Source organism: Sphingomonas sp. Leaf343 (genome assembly GCF_001423765.1).
Taxonomy (GTDB): domain Bacteria; phylum Pseudomonadota; class Alphaproteobacteria; order Sphingomonadales; family Sphingomonadaceae; genus Sphingomonas.
This window is the reverse complement of sequence record NZ_LMPG01000004.1, coordinates 1-19349: the sequence shown is the minus strand read 5'-3', so window position 1 is coordinate 19349 and position 19349 is coordinate 1. Positions and strand designations below refer to the sequence as shown.

11 protein-coding genes are annotated in these 19349 nt (G+C 62.7%); 6 read left to right on the top strand and 5 right to left on the bottom strand.

Annotated features, from left to right (window positions below):
- The first annotated feature begins 4 nt into the window (after positions 1 to 4).
- The 6 genes from ASG07_RS05020 (at position 5) to kduD (ending at position 8870) form a co-directional block, all read left to right on the top strand.
- Positions 5 to 1297 carry an MFS transporter gene (locus ASG07_RS05020; protein ID WP_055843180.1) on the top strand — a complete coding sequence of 431 codons (1293 nt, stop codon included), beginning with the start codon at positions 5 to 7 and terminating at the stop codon, positions 1295 to 1297.
- A gap of 99 nt (positions 1298 to 1396) precedes the next feature.
- Complete coding sequence (locus tag ASG07_RS05015; protein WP_082474535.1) at positions 1397 to 2143, top strand: FadR/GntR family transcriptional regulator; 747 nt, start codon at positions 1397 to 1399, stop codon at positions 2141 to 2143.
- Positions 2144 to 2232: 89 nt separating this feature from the next.
- A complete protein-coding gene (locus ASG07_RS05010; protein WP_055843179.1) occupies positions 2233 to 5040 on the top strand; it encodes a TonB-dependent receptor in 2808 nt (935 codons plus the stop codon).
- 40 nt (positions 5041 to 5080) lie between these two features.
- On the top strand, positions 5081 to 7231 hold the full coding sequence (locus ASG07_RS05005) for a hypothetical protein (RefSeq protein ID WP_156361746.1): 2151 nt from the start codon (positions 5081 to 5083) through the stop codon (positions 7229 to 7231).
- Positions 7232 to 7281: 50 nt separating this feature from the next.
- Entirely contained in the window at positions 7282 to 8118 is an 837-nt protein-coding gene (gene kduI / locus ASG07_RS05000; RefSeq protein WP_055843203.1) for a 5-dehydro-4-deoxy-D-glucuronate isomerase, read from the top strand.
- Positions 8115 to 8870: a 2-dehydro-3-deoxy-D-gluconate 5-dehydrogenase KduD gene (kduD, locus tag ASG07_RS04995; protein ID WP_055843201.1), complete on the top strand. Its 756-nt coding sequence runs from the start codon at positions 8115 to 8117 to the stop codon at positions 8868 to 8870. The genes kduI and kduD overlap by 4 nt, the downstream gene beginning before the upstream one ends.
- A gap of 45 nt (positions 8871 to 8915) precedes the next feature.
- On the opposite strand, the gene ASG07_RS04990 is transcribed toward kduD, so the two are convergent.
- From ASG07_RS04990 to ASG07_RS04970, 5 genes are all read right to left on the bottom strand, one after another.
- Positions 8916 to 10652: a beta-L-arabinofuranosidase domain-containing protein gene (locus ASG07_RS04990; protein ID WP_201780963.1), complete on the bottom strand. Its 1737-nt coding sequence runs from the start codon at positions 10650 to 10652 to the stop codon at positions 8916 to 8918.
- Between the two features lie 355 nt (positions 10653 to 11007).
- On the bottom strand, positions 11008 to 12981 hold the full coding sequence (locus tag ASG07_RS04985; protein WP_236694561.1) for a glycoside hydrolase family 2 protein: 1974 nt from the start codon (positions 12979 to 12981) through the stop codon (positions 11008 to 11010).
- A 73-nt stretch (positions 12982 to 13054) separates the two neighbouring features.
- A complete protein-coding gene (locus ASG07_RS04980) occupies positions 13055 to 14812 on the bottom strand; it encodes an arylsulfatase (protein WP_055843176.1) in 1758 nt (585 codons plus the stop codon).
- An 11-nt stretch (positions 14813 to 14823) separates the two neighbouring features.
- Positions 14824 to 16377 (bottom strand): arylsulfatase, encoded by a 1554-nt coding sequence (locus tag ASG07_RS04975; RefSeq protein ID WP_168377307.1) that lies wholly within the window; start codon positions 16375 to 16377, stop codon positions 14824 to 14826.
- A gap of 134 nt (positions 16378 to 16511) precedes the next feature.
- Positions 16512 to 19349 (bottom strand): TonB-dependent receptor (locus ASG07_RS04970; RefSeq protein ID WP_055843174.1); only part of this gene is annotated, 2838 nt, incomplete at its 5' end.

Here is a 19349-nt window from a genome sequence, read left to right as displayed (position 1 = left end):
GACCATGCAGCACGAGCCGCGCCATTCTGCGACCTTACACGTTGGCAAGGTACGGTGGTCGATCTGCGCTCTGCTGTTCGCTGCAACGGCCATTAACTATATTGATCGCCAGATGATCGGCGTTCTCAAGCCGGTACTTGAAGGTGAGTTCGGGTGGACTGAAGGTCAATATGCCAACATCGTTTTTTGGTTCCAAGCAGCTTATGCGATCGGTTTCTTGGCTACGGGACGTTTCGTGGATGCGGTCGGCGCGCGAGTAGGTTACGCGGTCTCTTTCTCACTTTGGACACTGGCCCACATCGCCCACGGAGCAGTGAACTCGGTTACCCAGTTCGGGATCGTCCGGTTCGCTTTGGGTCTTGGCGAGGCAGGAAACTTTCCGTCTGGGCTGAAGGCCGTCGCCGAATGGTTTCCTCAGCGTGAACGTGCATTCGCTACCGGCCTGTTCAACGCTGGCGCTAACGTCGGGGCTGTAGCTACTCCACTCATCGTGCCGGCAATCACAATTGCATATGGCTGGCGCATGGCCTTCGTCGCAACTGGCCTCATAAGCCTGATCTGGCTTGCGGCCTGGCTCATACTTTATCGGCGACCCGAACGGCACGGCCGCCTCAGTCCAGCCGAACTCGCACTGATCCGCAGCGACCCTATTACTTCGACACAGAAGATGCCGTGGATCCGGCTGTTCGCAGTCAGGGAAACCTGGGCATACGTCATCCCCAAGTTCCTTACTGATCCGATCTGGTGGATGTTTTTGTTCTGGCTGCCGGACTTCCTCGGCAAACGTCACGGCCTGGACCTCAAGACGTTCGGAATCCCACTAGTAATCATCTATTTGATGTCTGACGGCGGCAGCGTTTTAGGTGGGTGGGTGTCCTCTCGCCTGATGCGGAAGGGCTGGTCGGCAAACGCTGCTCGTAAGGCTACCATGCTGGGCTGCGCGCTGGCTGCCGTGCCAATCGTCACTCTTCAGAATGTCGACGATCTTTGGCTGGCAGTCCTCCTGCTCGGCATTGCGACGGCGGCACACCAAGGTTTTTCGGCCAATCTGCTTACTCTACCGTCAGATCTGTTTCCTAGCCGCGCCATCGGTTCGGTGGTGGGCATCGGCGGCACTGCGGGTGCGATAGGCGGTATGCTCATTGCCAAGTTCGTCGGCTACGTGCTGGATGTCTCAGACAGCTATGCACCAATCTTCGCTCTTGCGGGTTCGGCCTATCTCTTGGCTCTCTTTGCAATTCACATCGTCAGTCCGAGGCTCGAGCCAGCAGCCTTCAAGCAGCAGGAGGTTGTATGATGACATACCTTGTATAGAACCGGAAAGTCTGTATCGTTCGGGAATATAATGTCGGCTGCCGCCGCGCTCCGGCATCGCCAAACTGGGTCTGGTAAAGACATGAACGAAGCCCTCCTCAACGAGCGTCTGCCGGTTCGGAAACGCAGACCGTCGCTTGTCGACTCCGCATGTGAGCATATCCGCTCGCGGATCAGCGAAGGCGAGCACTGGCCCGGCACCCAGCTCCCTACGGAGGCGGAGTACGTTGAGTCGTTGGGCGTGAGTCGCACGGTCGTTCGGGAAGCGGTGGCGCGGCTCGCAGCGGAGGGGCTTGTTGAGGCGCGACAGGGTAAGGGCGTCTTTGTCAGCGAGACGGCTCGCTATCAGGCGTTCCAGATCACGCGCGACGAGTTGGACAATCTGAGCGACGTGGTTCAGCTGCTGGAGCTTCGGCTCGGCGTTGAGACTGAAATGGCGGGCCTTGCTGCTGAGCGCCGATCGGATGTCGATCTAATGGACATGCGGCGTCAGTTGAAGATTCTTGGCCAGTCCGACGTCGCGATGGACAGGTCAGTGATGGCGGATGTGGCATTTCACAAGGCGATCGCGAAAGCGAGCCGGAACGCTTATTACGTCAAGCTGATCGAGTTCCTCGGCGTTCGATTAGTTCCGCCCCGTTCCATGTTCCTGCGGCGCAGTGAGGCCTATATGGGCGACAGCTATCGCGCGGTGATCGGCGGGGAGCACGAGGCGATCCTGGAAGCGATCGCAGCCAGAGATCCCGATCGCGCTCATTCTGCTGCTCGTACGCACATGAGTGAGAGCTTGAAGCGCCACCGCGCCATTCAAAAATCCATGGAAGACTAAACGAACGCTGATCCGGCTTCCCGCCGGATCAGCGACCACAATAAAGCTGTCAGAAGCACAGTCATACTATGTCATATGGGGAGAATGTCATGTTGAAGGGTCACCTGCGTGCCTCAGCCGCGCTGATCGCCGTCATCGCCGCCGGCGCAGCTGTGCAGCCTGCCGCTGCGCAGTCTACGCCTCCGGCCGTTCCCGCCGGCAGTGTCCCGGAGAAGCCCACGCCCGCCGAATCGGCGGTCGAGGATCCGGCGACGGCCGAAGACATCGTTGTCACAGGCATCCGTCAGAGCCTGGCGCGAGCCGCGGAGATCAAGCGAGAGTCGGTCAACGTCGTGGACTCGATCGTCGCCGAGGACATCGGCAAGTTGCCCGATCTCACGACCGCCTCCGCTCTTCAGCGCGTTCCCGGCGTGCAAGTCGTCATCGGCGGCAACAACGAAGTCGTGGGTGCGCGTATTCGAGGCCTCGAGGACATCGTATCAACGCTGAACGGCCGCGAGATATTTACCGGTGTAGGTCGCGGCTTCTCCTTTCAGGACCTGCCCGCGGAGGCGTTGGCTGGCGTCGACGTCTACAAGTCCAATTCGGCAGATCGGATTGAGGGAGGCGTTGCTGGCGGCGTGAACCTCAAATTGCGGCGGGCCTTGGATTTTAAGGAGCTCACCATCGCGGGCAGCGCACGCGCGACATACCTTCAGGAAGCAGGATCTGACAACACGATCAACCCCGCAATCAGCGCGCTCGTCGCGAACCGCTGGAGTACCGGCATCGGCGACATAGCAGCGATGGTAGGCCTTTCATATCAGCGGAACGAATACGCACGCCCGATCGCATGGAATGACTGGACGCGCAGCACCAACGTCGCCCCGACCACCAACTCGCGCAACCTTCACGCACCGACCGGTTTCGCAGCCGGCACAGAATTTGGTCATTACGAGCGCCCTCAGGCCAACGCATCATTGGAGTGGCAGCCGGAAGTCGGTACCAAAATCTACCTGGAAGGCCTGTTCGCGGGTTATCGCGGAAACGTATTCCAAGCCCGACCTACGTTCCGCGCATTTACCGGCACGTCCTTCGAGGCGCAGGCAGGCAACCAGTGCGAGGAGTTCGCCGTTGGGCCCGATGGTTACTACTCCGGCAACGTGCGGAGCCCGACTAACCCGAATGGCACCGGTACGATCCAGCAACTCTGCAACGCGACCGGATACACGGCACGCAATCTGGAATATTATACCGCCACCGTCGCGAACCGGGCTCGGACCGACATCTACGTCGTTGCGACAGGTTTCAACAAGGAAGCGGGGGCACTGACGTGGAACACTGATCTATCGTATGAGCTGTCGAAGAACAGAAACAACAGTTTTCGTGTCGACGTAGGCAAGCGGATCGCGGAGCTGACGCAGGTCCGCGATGTGGACCACGAGGTGCAGGCGACGACGCCGGGTAACCCAATGAACGATCCTGCGGGGCTCGCCTTCACCAATGGCATGACGGAGGACATCAATCGCAGCAGAGGCACGCTGTGGGCAGTGATGAGCGACGTCAAATACGACTTCGACAGCATCATCGACTATGTTCAGGCCGGCGTTCGCGTCGCCCGTCGCAAGGCATCGTTCGCGCAGTATCTCGGCGGGCCTCCCGCCCCCGGGGGCTCGTTCGTTACGCCAGTGGCCGGCGCCGGGCTGCCTGACGACATACTCGTCGAAGCACCGGGTGTGCCACAAATGAACAACGGTGCAACCTACCTCCAGATCGATCCCAACTACCTGCTGCAGGAGGATATCAAGCGGCAGTTCCGCACTCTCTATCGCATCTCTCCCGACACGCCCGGCTTCGATCCTACCCGTGATTACGATGCCCAGGAGAAGAACTACGCCGGGTTCCTGCAAGCCCGCTATGCCTTCCCGCTGTTCGGATCTGTGACAATCGATGGCTTGATTGGCGCGCGGTTGACCCGCACCGATCGTCGTATTGTCGGCGCCGGACGTGTGACTGATCCGCAAACTAGCACGTCGCGGGTCGTAACGGTCGATCGCTCGACCAGCGATACGGACGTGCTGCCGAATGCCAGCGCGCGCGTCGACTTCGGCGGCGGCCTGCAATCGCGCTTCAACTATTCGAAAACGCTGTCGCGACCGAGCTTCTCGCAGCTCAACCCGGGCCTCAGCTACGTCGTTTCGTACGTCAACACGATCCAGAACTCGGGCTCGGGCGGGAACCCGGATCTGCGGCCGCAGAAAGCGGACAGCTACGACGCGTCGCTGGAATACTATTTCGGCCGCAGCAACTATGTTTCCGCCGTCGCCTTTTACCGCGATATCAGCGACCGCGTCATCACGGGCACCGAAGCGCGGCTGATCGACGGCCTGCAATACGTCATCTCAACGCCGCGCAACCTGGGCTCCGCCAAGATCAAGGGCGTGGAGGTCAGCGGCCAGCTGTTCCTCGACTTCTTGCCGGAAGGGCTGGACGGTATCGGTATGCTCGGCAACTTCACGATCATCGATAGCGAGGTGACCACGCCCGGTGACCGACTGCAGGGCCTGTCGCTGCTCGGCGTGTCCAAATACAATTACAATGCGGGCTTGATCTACGAGAAATATGGCGTCTCGGCGCGGGTGATTTATACCTACCGCTCCAGTTATTTCGACGCCGACATTACCAACGGCCTATCGCTCAGACCCGTGTCAATCCCGGTTGGGCTCAACGGCATCCGAGCTGCAGGACGGCTGGATTTTGGCCTCAACTACGACGTTTCGCGGAACATCACCCTTAGCCTGGCAGGAACCAACATCAACGGCCAGAGAACCCGCAACTTCGAATCTCGCACGGACTTCGTTCGGGAGGTGCGCAACGACGACACCACCTACTCGGTCGGGGTGCGCTTCAACTTCTGACCGCGATTATGCCGATGACGATGCACTTGGGAGACTGAATATGAAATTTGCCCACGCGCGCACCGCGCTATGGCTGGCATTGGCCTCGACCGCGCCGATTGGACTCGGCACTGCTGCACAGGCACAGCGGGCCGCCACCGTTCTTAGCCGTCCGTCGCCGGGACAGGACGTCCGTGTCACGCGTTCTGCGAGCGCGGTGACGATCGACTGGTCCTCTTCTGCAAACGGAGAACGGTCGCAGCTTGTTCTTTCATTGTTGCGCGACCGTCCCCTCGTGGAGGCCATCAAGGTAGCAGGCAACACTATCGTCGCGGGCGTCGATCCCGCCGGTGTCGTCACCGTCGGCACGCGTGATATGAAAGAAGGATGGATCATATTCTTCGATAATCCGCGCAAGAAGCCCTTTGAGAGCTTCCCCCTGACGATCGAGCGCGATCGGATCAGCGTACGCAAGGACGGCAAGCACACGAGTATCGTCGTGGGCGGGGCACGCGCCGGGCCGTTTGCAGGAGATTTCGTCTTTACCGTCTATCCCGGATCGCGACTCATCAAGGCGGCGATGGTCATGGCCACCCGGCGGGAGGCGACTGCCTACACTTTCGATGCGGGTTTGACCGCACCCTCCGCAACACCCTTACCCTGGCGCTCGATTGCCTACACGGATCTCAACGACACTCTCGTCCGGCGCGAAGGCGACGCTTCTCAAGGTCCTGCCACGTCGCCTCAGGTACGCGGCCGCATGATCATTGCCGAAGGCGCCGCAGGGAGTGGAGCGCTCGGCATCGTGCCACCGCCTCATCGCTACTTCTATCCGCTTGACTACGCGAACAACGACAATGCCACTTGGTATGGCAGCGACTATCGCAACCTGGCAGGCCGGACCGGCTTCGGCGTGCGGCAGACACTGGAGGGCGATAACCGATGGGTGCCTTGGGTCAACGCTCCGGTCGGCACGCGACAGGACATGGACATCTTCTACCTGCCTGACCCTGGTGATGCAGCCAGCACGACGGCTGCTGCCATGACGCTTACCCGGAACGATCGCTTCAAGTCACTTGACGGCTATCGCACCTTCTCCAGCCATTACCATGTTGAGCATGCGACCGACTTCCTGAACAAGGCCCGCTTCCAGCAGGCTAAGGGTGTGCCGGTTGGCCTAGAAAAGCCCGACTTTGTTAAGCGCTTCAATGCGATGAACGTCGAGATCGTGCATCTAGCGGAACTCCACCTCTCGCGCGAGGACCTGAACCGCGCGGGCGACCGGCTGACCCTGCTGAAAACAATCCACGCCGAAACCGCTCGCTTGTCGGATGATCGACTGCTGCTTCTGCCCGGCGAGGAACCGAACGTCCATCTGGGCGGCCACTGGCTCAGCCTCTTTCCGAAGCCTGTGTTCTGGACGCTGGACCGCACCCCGCAACAACCCTTCGTGGAAGATGATCCGACTTTGGGCAAGGTTTACCACGTCGGCTCTCAGCAGGACGTCTTGAACCTCATGAAAGCCGAGAACGGGCTGATGTGGACCGCGCATCCGCGCATCAAGAGTTCGTACGGTTTTCCAGATGCCTACCGAAACCAGCCGTTCTTCAAGAGCGACCGTTTCCTAGGTGGCGCATGGAAGTCCATGCCGGCGGATTACTCGCAGGCGCGGCTCGGATCGCGCGTGCTCGACCTGCTCGACGACATGAACAACTGGGCAGCAGATCCGTCAGAGCGCAAGTTTACGCCTGGTGAAGTGGACGTCTTTCAGATCACGCGCGACAGCGAACTTTATGCGCACATGAACATCAACTACATGCGCTTACCGGGGCCTTTGCCGACCCATGCGACCGGCTGGGCATCTGTGACCGATGCGCTCCGCGGCGGCCGCTTCTTCACTACAACCGGAGAGGTCCTCATACCGAGCTTCACTGTCAACGGCGCGCAGAGTGGCGAAGATACGGCCGGAGGTACGGTCACGGTGCGCGCCACGATCGAAGGCACGTTCCCCCTCGCCTATGCCGAAATCGTCAGCGGCGACGGTAAGAAGGTGTTCCGCGACCGCGTCGACCTTACCGACACTGCACCATTCGGCAGCCGTATCATCGAACGTCGCATCGGCATGCGCGGGCGGACATGGGCGCGACTGGAAGTCTGGGACGTCGCCACCAACGGCGCGTTCACGCAACCCGTATTCCTCGGACGGCGATGACAGCCGGCTTCGCACCCATCGCCAACCCTTCCGGCACATCGGGGGAATTCATGTTCGACCGCACCTTTTATGCCACCCATCCCGACATGATGGTCGGCGCATCCAATGCCGATCTGCGCGACCGTTACCTTGTGCCCGGCCTCTTCCGTCCGGGCGAAGTGGTCCTCACCTATTCGCACGGTGAACGCTTCATTATTGGAGGCGCAGTGCCGAAGGGGCAGCCGCTGGAACTCCCGCGCCAGGTGGAGCCGGACAGCGCCGCCGGTCATTCGCTGCTAGAACGCCGTGAACTGGGCATCGTCAACATCGGCGCTGGAGCCGGCCGTGTCACAGTCGACGGGCAGGTATTCGACCTTGCACGGTATGAGGCGCTCTACGTTCCGATGGGCTCGCAGGACGTGAGCTTTGCTGGCGAGGGCGCGCGGTATTACCTGCTCAGCGTGCCAGCGCACAGGACCTATCCCCTGCGCAAGGTTACGCTGGCAGAAGCCAATCCAATGGAGCGGGGTGATCTGAGCACCTCAAACGATCGCACCATCTATCAACTCGTACTGCCGCATCTGTGCGCCAGCGCGTCCCTGTGCCTGGGTCTGACGCAACTGAAGCCGGGGTCAGTGTGGAATACGATGCCGCCGCATGTTCATGAGCGTCGCAGCGAAATCTACCTGTACTTCGACCTCGAAAACGAAAATCGCGTTTTCCATTATATGGGCAGGCCGGACGATCTGCGGCATATTGTGATCGACAACGAGCAGGCAGTGATCAGCCCGCCCTGGTCGGTACATATGGGCGCCGGCACCAGCAACTATACCTTCATCTGGGCCATGGCCGGCGAGAACCAGGATTATAACGACATGGACGTATGCGACATATGCCAGCTCCGATAGCTCATCCCTTTGACCTGACCGGTCGCGTCGCAATCGTCACCGGCGCCAACACGGGTATCGGCCGCGCGATCGCTGTGGCGCTGGCGCAGGCCGGCGCGGATGTGGCATGCGTAGGCCGCACCTCAGCCGACAACACTGTGCGGGAGGTGCGTGCGCTGGGTCGCCGAGCAGAGATAATCTCCGCTGACCTATCGACGATCGAGCCCGTGCAGCGTGTTGTCGAGGAGACACTCGAGAAGCTGGGGGCACTCGACATCCTCGTGAATAACGCGGGCATTATCCGGCGCGGCGACGCCATCGCGTTCACCGAGGAGGACTGGGATGCGGTGATCGACACCAACTTAAAATCGGTCTTCTTCCTCGCTCAAGCTGCCGGCAGGCACATGATCGCAACGGGTCGCGGGCGTATCATCAACATTGCGTCGATGCTGACATTTCAAGGCGGTATCCGCGTCCCGAGCTACACTGCTTCAAAGAGCGGCGTTGGAGGGTTGACCAAACTGCTCGCGAATGAGTGGGCGAAACACGGCATCACCGTCAATGCCATCGCACCTGGCTACATCGCGACGAACAACACTGCAGTACTGCAAGCCGACGAGGAGCGTAACCGCGTCATTCTGGAGCGCATTCCCGCAGCAAGATGGGGTGATCCCAAAGACTTGGGAGGTGCCGCGGTTTTCCTCGCGTCTGATGCCGCCGCATATGTTCAGGGTCATATCCTTGCTGTCGACGGGGGATGGCTGGCTCGCTGAGAAACCCGCCTGCGCAGCGGCTAGCCGTCTATGTACCGTCTGCGCTCAGATCTGCCCTGTTGGGAACGCCGTCACGCGCAACTTCGCCGCTCCGTAGGGCAGGAGAGCCAGCCTCTTCGCTGCTCCCGCAATGATCGGTTGGGTCGGCACGGGGTCCGCGGCGCCATCGGTCATCGACCAGTTGCCGACCGGTCGCAGACTCGTCACGAGCACGACCGGTGGATCACGGCGAGAAAAGGGGACTGGACCCACCGGTCGCTCCACGCGCTCGATCGGCGACGATCGCATCGCCGCATACGCCCATGTCCCGGCCGGCCGTACTTCCCAGTCCGCCGTCAGCCCGCGCTGTCTGAGCTTGCTCCAGCGTTCCTCGATCGGCAGCGCAAAGACGAGCGGTCCCTGCTCGAAAATGGTCTCGCCGTCCGGCCCAGGCACCGCACGCGGCGTGCTCACAAAGGCGATCTCGATACGATCGCCTCTGCGCCACTCGCGATCGAGCCGCGCGAAGCTGCCAGCCCGAGCCGCCGGCTGTGGTAAGCCGTTAACGGCGATGATCGCCGTTTCCGCCCACGCTGGGATGCGGAGCTGGATCGGGAACTTGACGGGTCGCTGAGGCTCGACGGCAATGACAATTGTGTTGCGGAACGGGTAATCCGTGCTTTCGCGGAGTTGCACGGCCACACCGCGCACCTGCGTGTGCACCTCGCATGGCGCATAGATGGCAGCGGCGAGCCCGTCCTCCGCGGACGCCATCCACAGGCTGGTCGTCAATTTGGGCCAGCCCTGATGAAAGTTCGCGGTGCAGCAGCCGAAATGCGGCTCCAGCCCGAACAGGTTGGAATCGGGGCCGTTGGTCGTCCAGGGTCCCTTCGCGCGGCTGCACTGCACCTGATTAGGTTGCTGATCGTACTGGTGTGCCCACATATCGTCGGTGAACGTCGCGGGTAACGCGTTATAGGCGATCCGCTCGATTCGGTCGCCGAGCGCGGCGTCGCCCGTGATCGCCAGCGCATGCTCCAGCGAGTACATCGCCTCCACGATCGCGCACAGTTCGACGCCCTGGCTGGGGCTACGCCCCGCCAGATGCTCGTCCGCCGAATAGATCCCAATCGGCAGGCCATGATACCGGTCGAGCGTGGCCAGCTGGCGATGGACTGCCTGCCGATCGGCGGCATCCCCGGAGATGACGGACCATACCGGCGAGGCCTTAAGACCCTGCGCGTTGTTGACGCCGTGGACGGCAAGCGCCGGATCCTTCAGCCCCTGCGGCACCTCGCCGGCCACGTCGGGCTTATCGAGCCCGATCGAGGCCTTCGTGGTTTTCGTGCGGTACGGATAGTCCGCGAACAACGCCTGCCAGTCGAAGCCCTGTTGCTTGAGCAGCGCTGCCAGCTCCAGCAGCCGTGCGTCACCGGTTCGATTATACAGCCAGACGACCGACACCAGCTGGTCCTGCCAACGGAATCGTCCCCAGTCCTTTAACGGCCGCGCAGGCAGCGCGCCGAGCTGATGAACAAAGTAGTTCGTCATAAGTGGGATGACGCGGGGGTCACCGGTCAATTCGTGATACTGGGTCAGCACCTTCAGCATCACCATGCGCGGCCACCAGTCGTCGTTGGATCGTGGACCGAACATGCCGTCGGGCTTCGCGCTCTGCAGCGTCCAGTCGATAAACCGCTGCGCTTTCGCCTTCAGCGCCGCGTCGTCGAGCTGCCAGGCCAGCGGCAGCAATCCGTCAAGGAAGTACGGCCCCCTCTCCCAGCTTTCGCCCGTCCCGCCCAACCAGCCGCTGTTCGGGCCGACATCGGGCCATGTCTCGTCCAGCCGCCCACCCATACCACGCGCCTGGATTGCCAGCTGTCGCTTCAGCCAGCCGGCCGGTTTGACCGCGCCCGTGGGCAGCAGTTGAAACGGCTGCGGTGCCAGCGGCACGCGGTTCCGGCCGACCGCGCCCGGGGCGTTCGACGCGGGAGCCGCGGCGCGGGTCGGGATGGCCACACCGAGCCACACCAGAGCACCTGTCGCAGTCGTGGCGTGGAGCAGGGCACGGCGGCTGCACACGAAGTTCATGATCGATCACCTCTGCAATCCATCGCCCGTCCGGTCCATGAGACGCCCGACCGGCTGACAACGGAGCTTATTTCCCGCCTCCCGGCTCGGCCGCGTGCAGTGGAGCATGGATGCGCGCGAAAGTCGAAATCGGCAGCTTGCTCTCGGCGCGGTCGTAGGTGAGCAGACCGTTGATCTCGCCCTCGACGTCGGTGGTCTGCGTGTAGACCGCCGCGCTCAGGCCAATCTCCCGCGCCTGACGGATCACCTCAGCGTATTTACGCTGATAGCGCGCCTGATAGTCGGCCTTGTCCTTGGCGGTCTGATAGCCCCAGTTGTTCTTCGCCGGGAACCAGAGATGGCCGGGAACCGGCAGCCCGATGCCCCCGAACTCTCCGATCACGATCGCGCGATGCGTCTGATGCGAAGGGGCCTTTGGCACGTCCTCGTAGGTGTGAATGTCGTAGATGTCAGAACCAGCGTCACCCGTATCCAGCCAGCCCGACACCTTGTTGACGAGGCGGCTGGGGTCGAGCTCGTGGACCATCTTGGCAAGACGCGTCGAGGCGTACTGGCCCCAGCCCTCGTTGTTGACGACCCACGTCACGATCGAGGGATAGTTGCGCAGGTCCGCGATCATGCGCGTCAGCTCGTATTCGAACTCGTTGGTCGTCTCTTGAGGCATCACCGCCTCGCCCTGCGAGGTTGGGCGGACGAACTGGTCGAGGCTTTCGTCCTCCTCGCCCGACGGCATGTCCTGCCAGATCAGAATGCCCATCCGATCGGCCTCGTAGTAGTATTGCGCCGGCTCCACCTTGATGTGCTTGCGCAGCATGTTGAAGCCGGACTTCTTCAGATAGTCGATCTCGAAACGGATCGCCTCTTCCGATGGCGGCGTGAGCAACCCGTCGGGCCACCAGCCCTGATCAAGGGTGCCGTTCTGAAAGACCGGCTTGTTGTTGAGCATCATGACCGGCTGGCCGGGTATCTTGCCGATGCCGATCGAGCTTTTGCGCATCGCGAAGTATGCGTCGACTGTATCCCGCGGCGCCCCCTGCACCACTGCATCGCGGTAGGCCGCCGCCTCCTGCGCGGTCAGGATCCTGTCGCCCCGTTCGCGGTGCGGGCTGTTGTCTGGCCCGACATAGGGGCTCTTCACCTTCACCAGCTCGACCTTCAGGTCATAGAGGAACGGGCTTTCCGGCGACCATAGCTGCGCATTCGGGATCGCGAGTGTCGCGGCACGATTGCCGCGCACCAGCGTCGTCGCGACTGTCCGGCCCTTTTGCAACGCGGTGATCCGGACCGCGTCGTCATCCGCCGCGCTGCGGTTCAGCGCGACGTCGACGGACAGCGTGCCGCGGTCGATGTCAGGCGTGATCTTCATGTCTTCGACATGGAGTGCGGGCACCGGCTCCAGCCATACCGTCTGCCAGATGCCGGTAACCGGCGTGTACCAGATGCTGTTCGGCTTCAGCACCTGCTTGCCGCGTGGTTGCGCACCGGTCGAGGTGGGGTCGGTGACCTGCACGACCAGCTCGTTAGCACCCTTTTTCAGATAGTCGGTCACGTCGAGGCTGAACGCGTCCGACCCGCCGCGATGCGAGCCGACGAGGCTGCCGTTGACGGAGATGCTCGCCTCGTAATCGACCGCGCCGAAGTGAAGCAGCACGCGCTGCCCGCTCCAGTCGGCAGGCACCTCGAAGTTCCGCCGATACCAGAGCCTGTCATCCGGGGTGACTGGCCGGGCGACGCCGGACAGGCGCGACTCCACGGCGAATGGTACCAGGATGCTGCCGTCCATCTGGGTTGGCTGGGGAGCGGCCTTGGGGCGGACGGCATAGTCCCATGTACCGTTGAGGTTCAGCCACTTCGCACGCTTCATCTGCGGTCGCGGGTAGCTCCGCCATGCGTTGTCCGGCGTGACGGTGCGACCCCAACGCGTGACGAGTTCACTGGTGTAGATCTTCCCCGGGGGAGTGGAGGGAGCGGTCTGCGCTGCGGCGATCGGAGCGATCGCGGTTCCGGCAAGTGCCGCCATCATTATGGCCAACGTCTTCATCTCTCTCTCCCTGTTATGCCGGCTCCGCAGTCCTAAACTGTCGCCACGGCCATTTGGCTGATAAACTTCCGGACTAATCGGACATCCCGCCACGGATCGGCTCGACCCGGCGCCGAACCCCGACCTGCTTGGCCCAGCGATCCCACGCGGAGACCAGACGCGTTGCGACTGTTGGGTTGGCTGCAGCGACGTCATGCGTCTCCGTTCGGTCCGTCGACAGATTGTACAATTCCCAGGGACGGAACACCGGCGTGGTGGGCCCCGGTGCGCGCGCGACCAGCTTCCAGTTGCCGTCGATGATCGCGCGCGACCCCTCATGCTCGAAGAACAGCGGGGCGCTGCGCGTCACCGGCCGCCCCTGGAGAGCACCGGCAAGCGAGATACCGTCCATCGGCTGGTCGGACGGCAGTCGCGGCGTGACATGCGCCAGTTCGAGCAAGGTCGGTGTCACGTCGGTAATGTGCGCGGCATCGTCGATCGTGCGGTTCTCCTGAGCGCCCATATGGCCAGGCCAGCTCAGGAAGAACGGCGTGTGCGTGCCGCCCTGATAAGCCTCCGCCTTCCACCACCGGAACGGCGTGTTGGCGGCGCTGGCCCAGTAGCTGCCGATGGTCGCCATCGTCTCGTCGCCGCCGATCCGGGTGAGTGCCGGATACTCGCCATACTGCACGCGGCGACCGTCCCGCGTTTCGCTCCAGCGATCGTAATCTGCATAGGTCATGACCTCTGGCGAGGCGCCGTTGTCGATCAGGAAGGCAATCGCGGTATTCTCGTACTGGCCGTTCGCCTTGAGCTGCGCAACGACGCGGCCGATGCCGCGGTCCATCATCTCGATCATCGCCGCATGCGTCGCCATCTTGCGGACCTGCACCGCCCGTTCGGCGGCTGTCAGGTTCTGCCACGCGATACCGGCATTGTTCTCATATTGCCGGTCGAGCGACGATAGCGGATTAGTGGCAGGAGCGATCAGGCCCAGCTCGACCTGCCGCGCATAACGGCGACGGCGCATTGCCTCCCACCCGTCGGCATAGCGCGGAAGGTATTTTCGAATGACGGCTTCGGGCGCCATTAGAGGCCAATGCGCCGCGGTATAGGCGAGATACATCATGAACGGTTGTCGCGAGGCGGACAGCCGCTTTACCTCCCCGACCGCATGATCGCTGATCGCGTCCGTCAGGTAGAAGCCCTTGGGCACCGATCGAACCGGCTCGAAATCGTTCACCAGGCTGAAGGGATCGTAATAGTCGGCGATCCCCCAGATGATGCCCCAATGATGCTGGAACCCCCGTGCGACCGGATAGGTGGAACGATCGCCGAAGTCGCGTGACGCATAGCCCTGGTGATTGAGCCATTTCAGTTGCTCATTTCGATCCTTGATCGGGGTGGCCGCAGTCAGATGCCACTTCCCGACCATCGTCGTCGCATAGCCGGCTGCGCGCAGCTCCTCCGCGACGGTCGGCACGCTCTGGGAAAGGCTATAGCCGTTCTCGCCCATGCCGACCCGGTGCGGATAGCGCCCTGTCAGCAGGCTGGCGCGCGACGGGCAGCAGCGCGACATGTTGTAGAAGTTCCTGAACCTCAGCGAACGCCGGGCCAGCGCGTCTAGGTTAGGCGTATCGACCTCGCCACCCATCGCACCGAGATCGGAATAGCCGATATCGTCGCCCATGATGACGATCATGTTCGGGTGATCGGCGCCGCGGATCAGCGGCGCTGGCTCAGTCGCGACGCGCTGGCCCGCGAATGCCGGTACCGCCGCCGATCCTGCGAGCAGCGTTGCCCCAGCCGTCAGTACCCAGCCGGCAGTCCTGCTCCCTATATTCTTGCGCATCGCAATCCTTCCTATGGATGTTCGGCTTCGGCGGCACTGCCGCCCCAATTCTGGCGCGGTCCCTTCAGTCCCGCGTCATAGCGTTCCTGCCAGGGGTCGACATCGCTGGCAGCCGCCCACCCTTCCCACTCGCCGGCCATATGACGCAGCATCGTACCGTGCCGCACGGCGACGCGCGTCTCCGTAGGGTCGCGGCTCAAGTCGTAGAGCTGCCACTCGCCACCGAAGCGCATGACCGCCTTCCACCGGCCGTCACGCACCGCACGGTTGCCCTCATGCTCCCAGAACAGTGGTGTAGCACGCGTCAGCATCCGGCCTCGGAACGCCGGCACCATCGTGCGGCCTGCCATCGGCAAAATCGTGTGGCCCTGAAACGTCGTCGGGTAGGTCGCGCCCGCAATTTGGGCCAGCGTCGGCATGATATCTATCAGGTGCCCCGGCGCGCGCACCAGACTGCCGTTCAGGCGCGGATCGATACCCCTTGGCCAGGACACGATTAGCGGCGTCGCAATCCCGCCTTCGCGCGTGAAATGCTTGAAGTGGGAAAAGGGCGTGTTCTGCAACATCGCCCAGTTCATGCCCGCGAACACCCGCGAGTGGGATCCGCCGAGATCCTGCCCTTCGGCCACTCCCCACGGCCCGCCCTCCGCATTGCCGCCGTTGTCGGACAGAAAGAGGATCACCGTATTTTCGAACACCCCGTCGCGCTTCAATCCCGCGACGAGATCCCCCACGGCCTTGTCCATGCGCGACACGTCCGCGGCGTAAACTTCCATAATCCGCTCGAACCGTGCGCGGTCGGCGGCGTTCAGCGTGGACCAGGGGGACGATCCCGGCAGCCGCGGCGTCAATCGGGCATTCTGGGGGAATAGCCCCAGGGCTTTTTGGCGGGCGAACCGCTCGCGGCGCATCCTGTCCCATCCGGCGGCGTAGCGTCCACGGAGCCGCGCGATGTCCGCGCGTGGCGCCATCAGCGGGAAATGCGGGGCGGTAAACGGAAGATACAGGAAGAACGGCTTGCTCTGCGCCTCCGCCTCCCGCGCGAAGCGAAGACCCCAGTGGACGAACATGTCGGACGCATACCAATAGCCGCGGCCGACTTCCGGCGAACTTGTCGGCACCGCGCGCCCATCGATGTACAGGGTCGTGCGGTTTTTCGTCGTCTGATCGGGAAAGTACAGACCGCCGAGCGGCGGCGTGATCGAGCGGTCGAACCCCCGTGTCCAGGGAGATACCCCGTGCGTGTTGCCGACATGCCATTTGCCGCTGATTGCCGTTCGGTAGCCTGCTCCGTGCAGCACCTCCGCGATTGTGACCGCGCGCGTTTCCAGCCGGCCGTGCAGCCCGCGCGATCCTGGTACGACCACTTCCTCGAGGTGACCCAGGCCCGCCTGATGCGGATAGAGGCCGGTCAGCAGCGACGCGCGCGACGGACTGCACCGTGCGGCATTGTAGAACTGCGAGAAGCGCAACCCACGTGCCGCCAGCGCATCGATGTTAGGGGTCGGGATTTCGCCCCCGTAGCTGCCGATATCCGAAAACCCCATGTCATCTGCGAGGATCACGACGATATTCGGGCGAGCGACAGCGGTCCCCGACGAGGGTGAAGCAGGAGGCGCCTGCCCGGACAGCAGGACCGCCGCGCCGCCGAGCAGTACCGCCCTGACCGTCCGGGACGCCGTCGCCATCCGCTGTGTCTCTACAGCTTGCCGCGGACGCCGATCACGAAGCGGCGGTCGGCGCTGCGCTCCTGCGTCAACGGGCCATCGATGAAGATCGCGCGCTCGCGATTGGGTTGTTCGGTCAGGTTGATGCCCGACACGGTGATCGCGAACCGCGGGTTGACGTCGTAGGAGATCGACGCATTCAACTGACTACGTTCATCCTGATACAGTGGCAGATTGTTGGTCGCGTCGGTCGCTTCAGTCCGCAGGAAGGGATCGCGGAAGGTGTAGCGCACGCGGGCGTTGAGGCCGTACTTCTCAAAGAACAGTGTGAGATTGTAGTTGTTCTTCGACAGGTCGCGCAGCGGCAGGTTCACCGTCACGACACCACCGTCGACCGTCGGGATCCCCGGCAGCGTCAGCGTCGTATCGCGCTTGCCGTCCTGATACGTGTAGTTCGCCAGCACGCCGAACCCGCCGAGCGGTCCAGGCAGGTAGGTGAAGCTGTGCTGGAAGTTGACCTCCACGCCCTTCAGTGTCGCGCTACCCTGATTCTGCGGTTGGTTGATGCCGGTACAGATGCCCACCGCGCCCGAGAAGTCGACCGCCACGGGGTTGAAGATACCGCCGACACAATTGCTTTCGACAAAGAATCCGACCGCCGGATCGCGTAATTGCGGCGCGACTGCGACCGTGGTGATGAGGTCATGGAACTTCTTGTAGAAGGCTCCGACCGACAACAGGCTGTTGCGATCAAAATACCATTCGGCGTCGAGATCGAACTGGTCGACGGTCTGCGGCTTCAGCGCCGGATTGCCGGCGCTGACGTAGTTGTTGATGATCGGGAAGACGACGGTCGGCGCAAGCTGGGCAAAATCCGGCCGCCGCAACGACTTCGCGTACGAGGCGCGCAGTAGAACGCCGCGCGTCGGTTCCGCCGAGAAGATCACTCCCGGAAGCACGTCCGTATATTCCTGCGTCGACGACACGTCGCTGCCGACTCCGTTGGTGATCGCCAGTCCCGATGCGGTCTGCTTGGTATGGACCACCCGCGCGCCGATCTCGCCGCGCAAACCAAGGCCGGCGATGTCGGCTTCCAGATTGAGCTTGGCATACCCCGCATAGGTCCGCTCCTTCACGGCGAAGCGCGCACCGAGATCCTCCGGGGGTATCGCAGCCAGCCGCGTCGCCGCACGGATCGCGGCTGGATCGTTGGTCAGCGACGATGCGACCACGAACCCGCCGGTATATTGCCGATCGGTGAAGGCGAAGAAGTCGTCCGGCACCCGTTCGAAAAACTCGGGCCGCTGTGCAGCGGTGAAACCCGGAAACTGCGGCGACACCTGCGTCGTCCGCCGTCGCCGCGAGTCCGTCTGGTTCAGGCGGACGCCTGCCTCGATGGAGCGTAACGGCCCCCATTCGGTACGCCACTGCCCGTCGATCCGCTGCGCATTTTCGACGTTGCGGAAATAGGTGTAGTTATCGCGCGCGATGAACGTCTGGTAGTAGGCGGGATTGGCGATGTTGGCCGCCAGCGGGCTGGTGCGATCGAGGTTCCAGTACAGGTCGTCGCCCGTGATGTCGAAGGCGAACGGCGGGCTAATACGGCCACCGGCACCGCCGAACGCGGGGCTTGCAGGGTCGCTGTACTGGGCGACGAGCTGGACGTTGGCGTCCAGCGTGTCCGATCCGGCGCGGCTCGCCTCGAACTTCAGGGTGACGTCACCCGCCTCCCACTCGCCGCCGGTCGCCGCGATGTAGGATTTGGTGTTGCGGATCGGCGCCTCGCCGGAAGACCGGAACTGCGTGCCGCCAATCGTTCCCGACACCATCTGGCGATAGGTATAGCCGCTCGACGTCACCTCCTCGATGTTCGCCGCGGACTGGAAGGGCAGCTCCGAAATATCGAGCGGCTGCTGCATGAAGACGCCCTTCTGGCTGCCCTCGTTGCGCTGATCGACATAGGTGCCGTCGACGAACAGCTTCAATTGCGAAGAGGCTTGCCATTCGGCAGAGCCGGACAGCGAAGCATTCGTGCGCTCGTTGCCCGAGAAGAACTGCTGCGCGTAATTGGGCCGCAGGTACGGATCGGGCGTGCCGTCGCCATTCAGGTCGACCGTCGTACGCGACAGATAGCGGACGTTGAGCTGATCCTCCCGCACCGTCTGTTTCAGGTAATTGCCGGCCAGCACGATGCCGACCTCGCCGACGCCCGTGTCGAACTTCTGACCGAACACCGCCGACACATGGGGATTGTACGCGTCGGCGCGGCCGGCATATTCCATGTCCGCCCGGATCGTACGGATTGGCGATCGCAAGGCGAGCCCCTTGTAAGTACGCAGATCGACGATGCCGCCGACCGATCCCTCGATCTGGTCAGCGGTCGGGACCTTGGTTACTCGAACCGACGCGATCAGTTCCGCGGGCAAGTCGTCGAAGCTGATGCCGCCGCGCGCATCCGCAGCCGGCGTCGTCGCGCGACCGTTGATCAGCACAAGGTTCTGGCTCGATCCGCGTATTGAAACGCCGCTGCCCACGCCACGATTGCGGTCGATCTGCACGCCCGGAAGGTTCTCCAGTACCTCGGCAAGGTTCTGGTCCGGCAGCTTGCCGACATCCTCGGCGTTAATGACGTCGACGATATTGATCGCCGACCGTTTCTCATCGGTCGCCGCCCGAAGCGAGTTGCGGATGCCCGTAACGACGATCTCGGTTGCCGCTTCCTCATCATCCGGGGTGGCGTCCGCGCCGGCCGCGTCCTGCGGCGGAACCGACTGATCTTCGACGGGTCGTGATGTCTGCTGAAACGCCGCAGGAACGAACGCGCTCGCCGCGCGGATCGTGTACGCGCCTCCAGCACCCCGGTTCACCAT

What these genes read in the sequence shown, in the direction of transcription:
- ASG07_RS05020 (WP_055843180.1), top strand. Translation starts at nt 5, where the DNA reads ATGCAGCACGAGCCGCGCCATTCTGCGACCTTACACGTTGGCAAGGTA.
- ASG07_RS05015 (WP_082474535.1), top strand. Translation starts at nt 1,397, where the DNA reads ATGAACGAAGCCCTCCTCAACGAGCGTCTGCCGGTTCGGAAACGCAGA.
- ASG07_RS05010 (WP_055843179.1), top strand. Translation starts at nt 2,233, where the DNA reads ATGTTGAAGGGTCACCTGCGTGCCTCAGCCGCGCTGATCGCCGTCATC.
- ASG07_RS05005 (WP_156361746.1), top strand. Translation starts at nt 5,081, where the DNA reads ATGAAATTTGCCCACGCGCGCACCGCGCTATGGCTGGCATTGGCCTCG.
- kduI (WP_055843203.1), top strand. Translation starts at nt 7,282, where the DNA reads ATGTTCGACCGCACCTTTTATGCCACCCATCCCGACATGATGGTCGGC.
- ASG07_RS04985 (WP_236694561.1), bottom strand. Translation starts at nt 12,981, where the DNA reads ATGAAGACGTTGGCCATAATGATGGCGGCACTTGCCGGAACCGCGATC.
- ASG07_RS04980 (WP_055843176.1), bottom strand. Translation starts at nt 14,812, where the DNA reads ATGCGCAAGAATATAGGGAGCAGGACTGCCGGCTGGGTACTGACGGCT.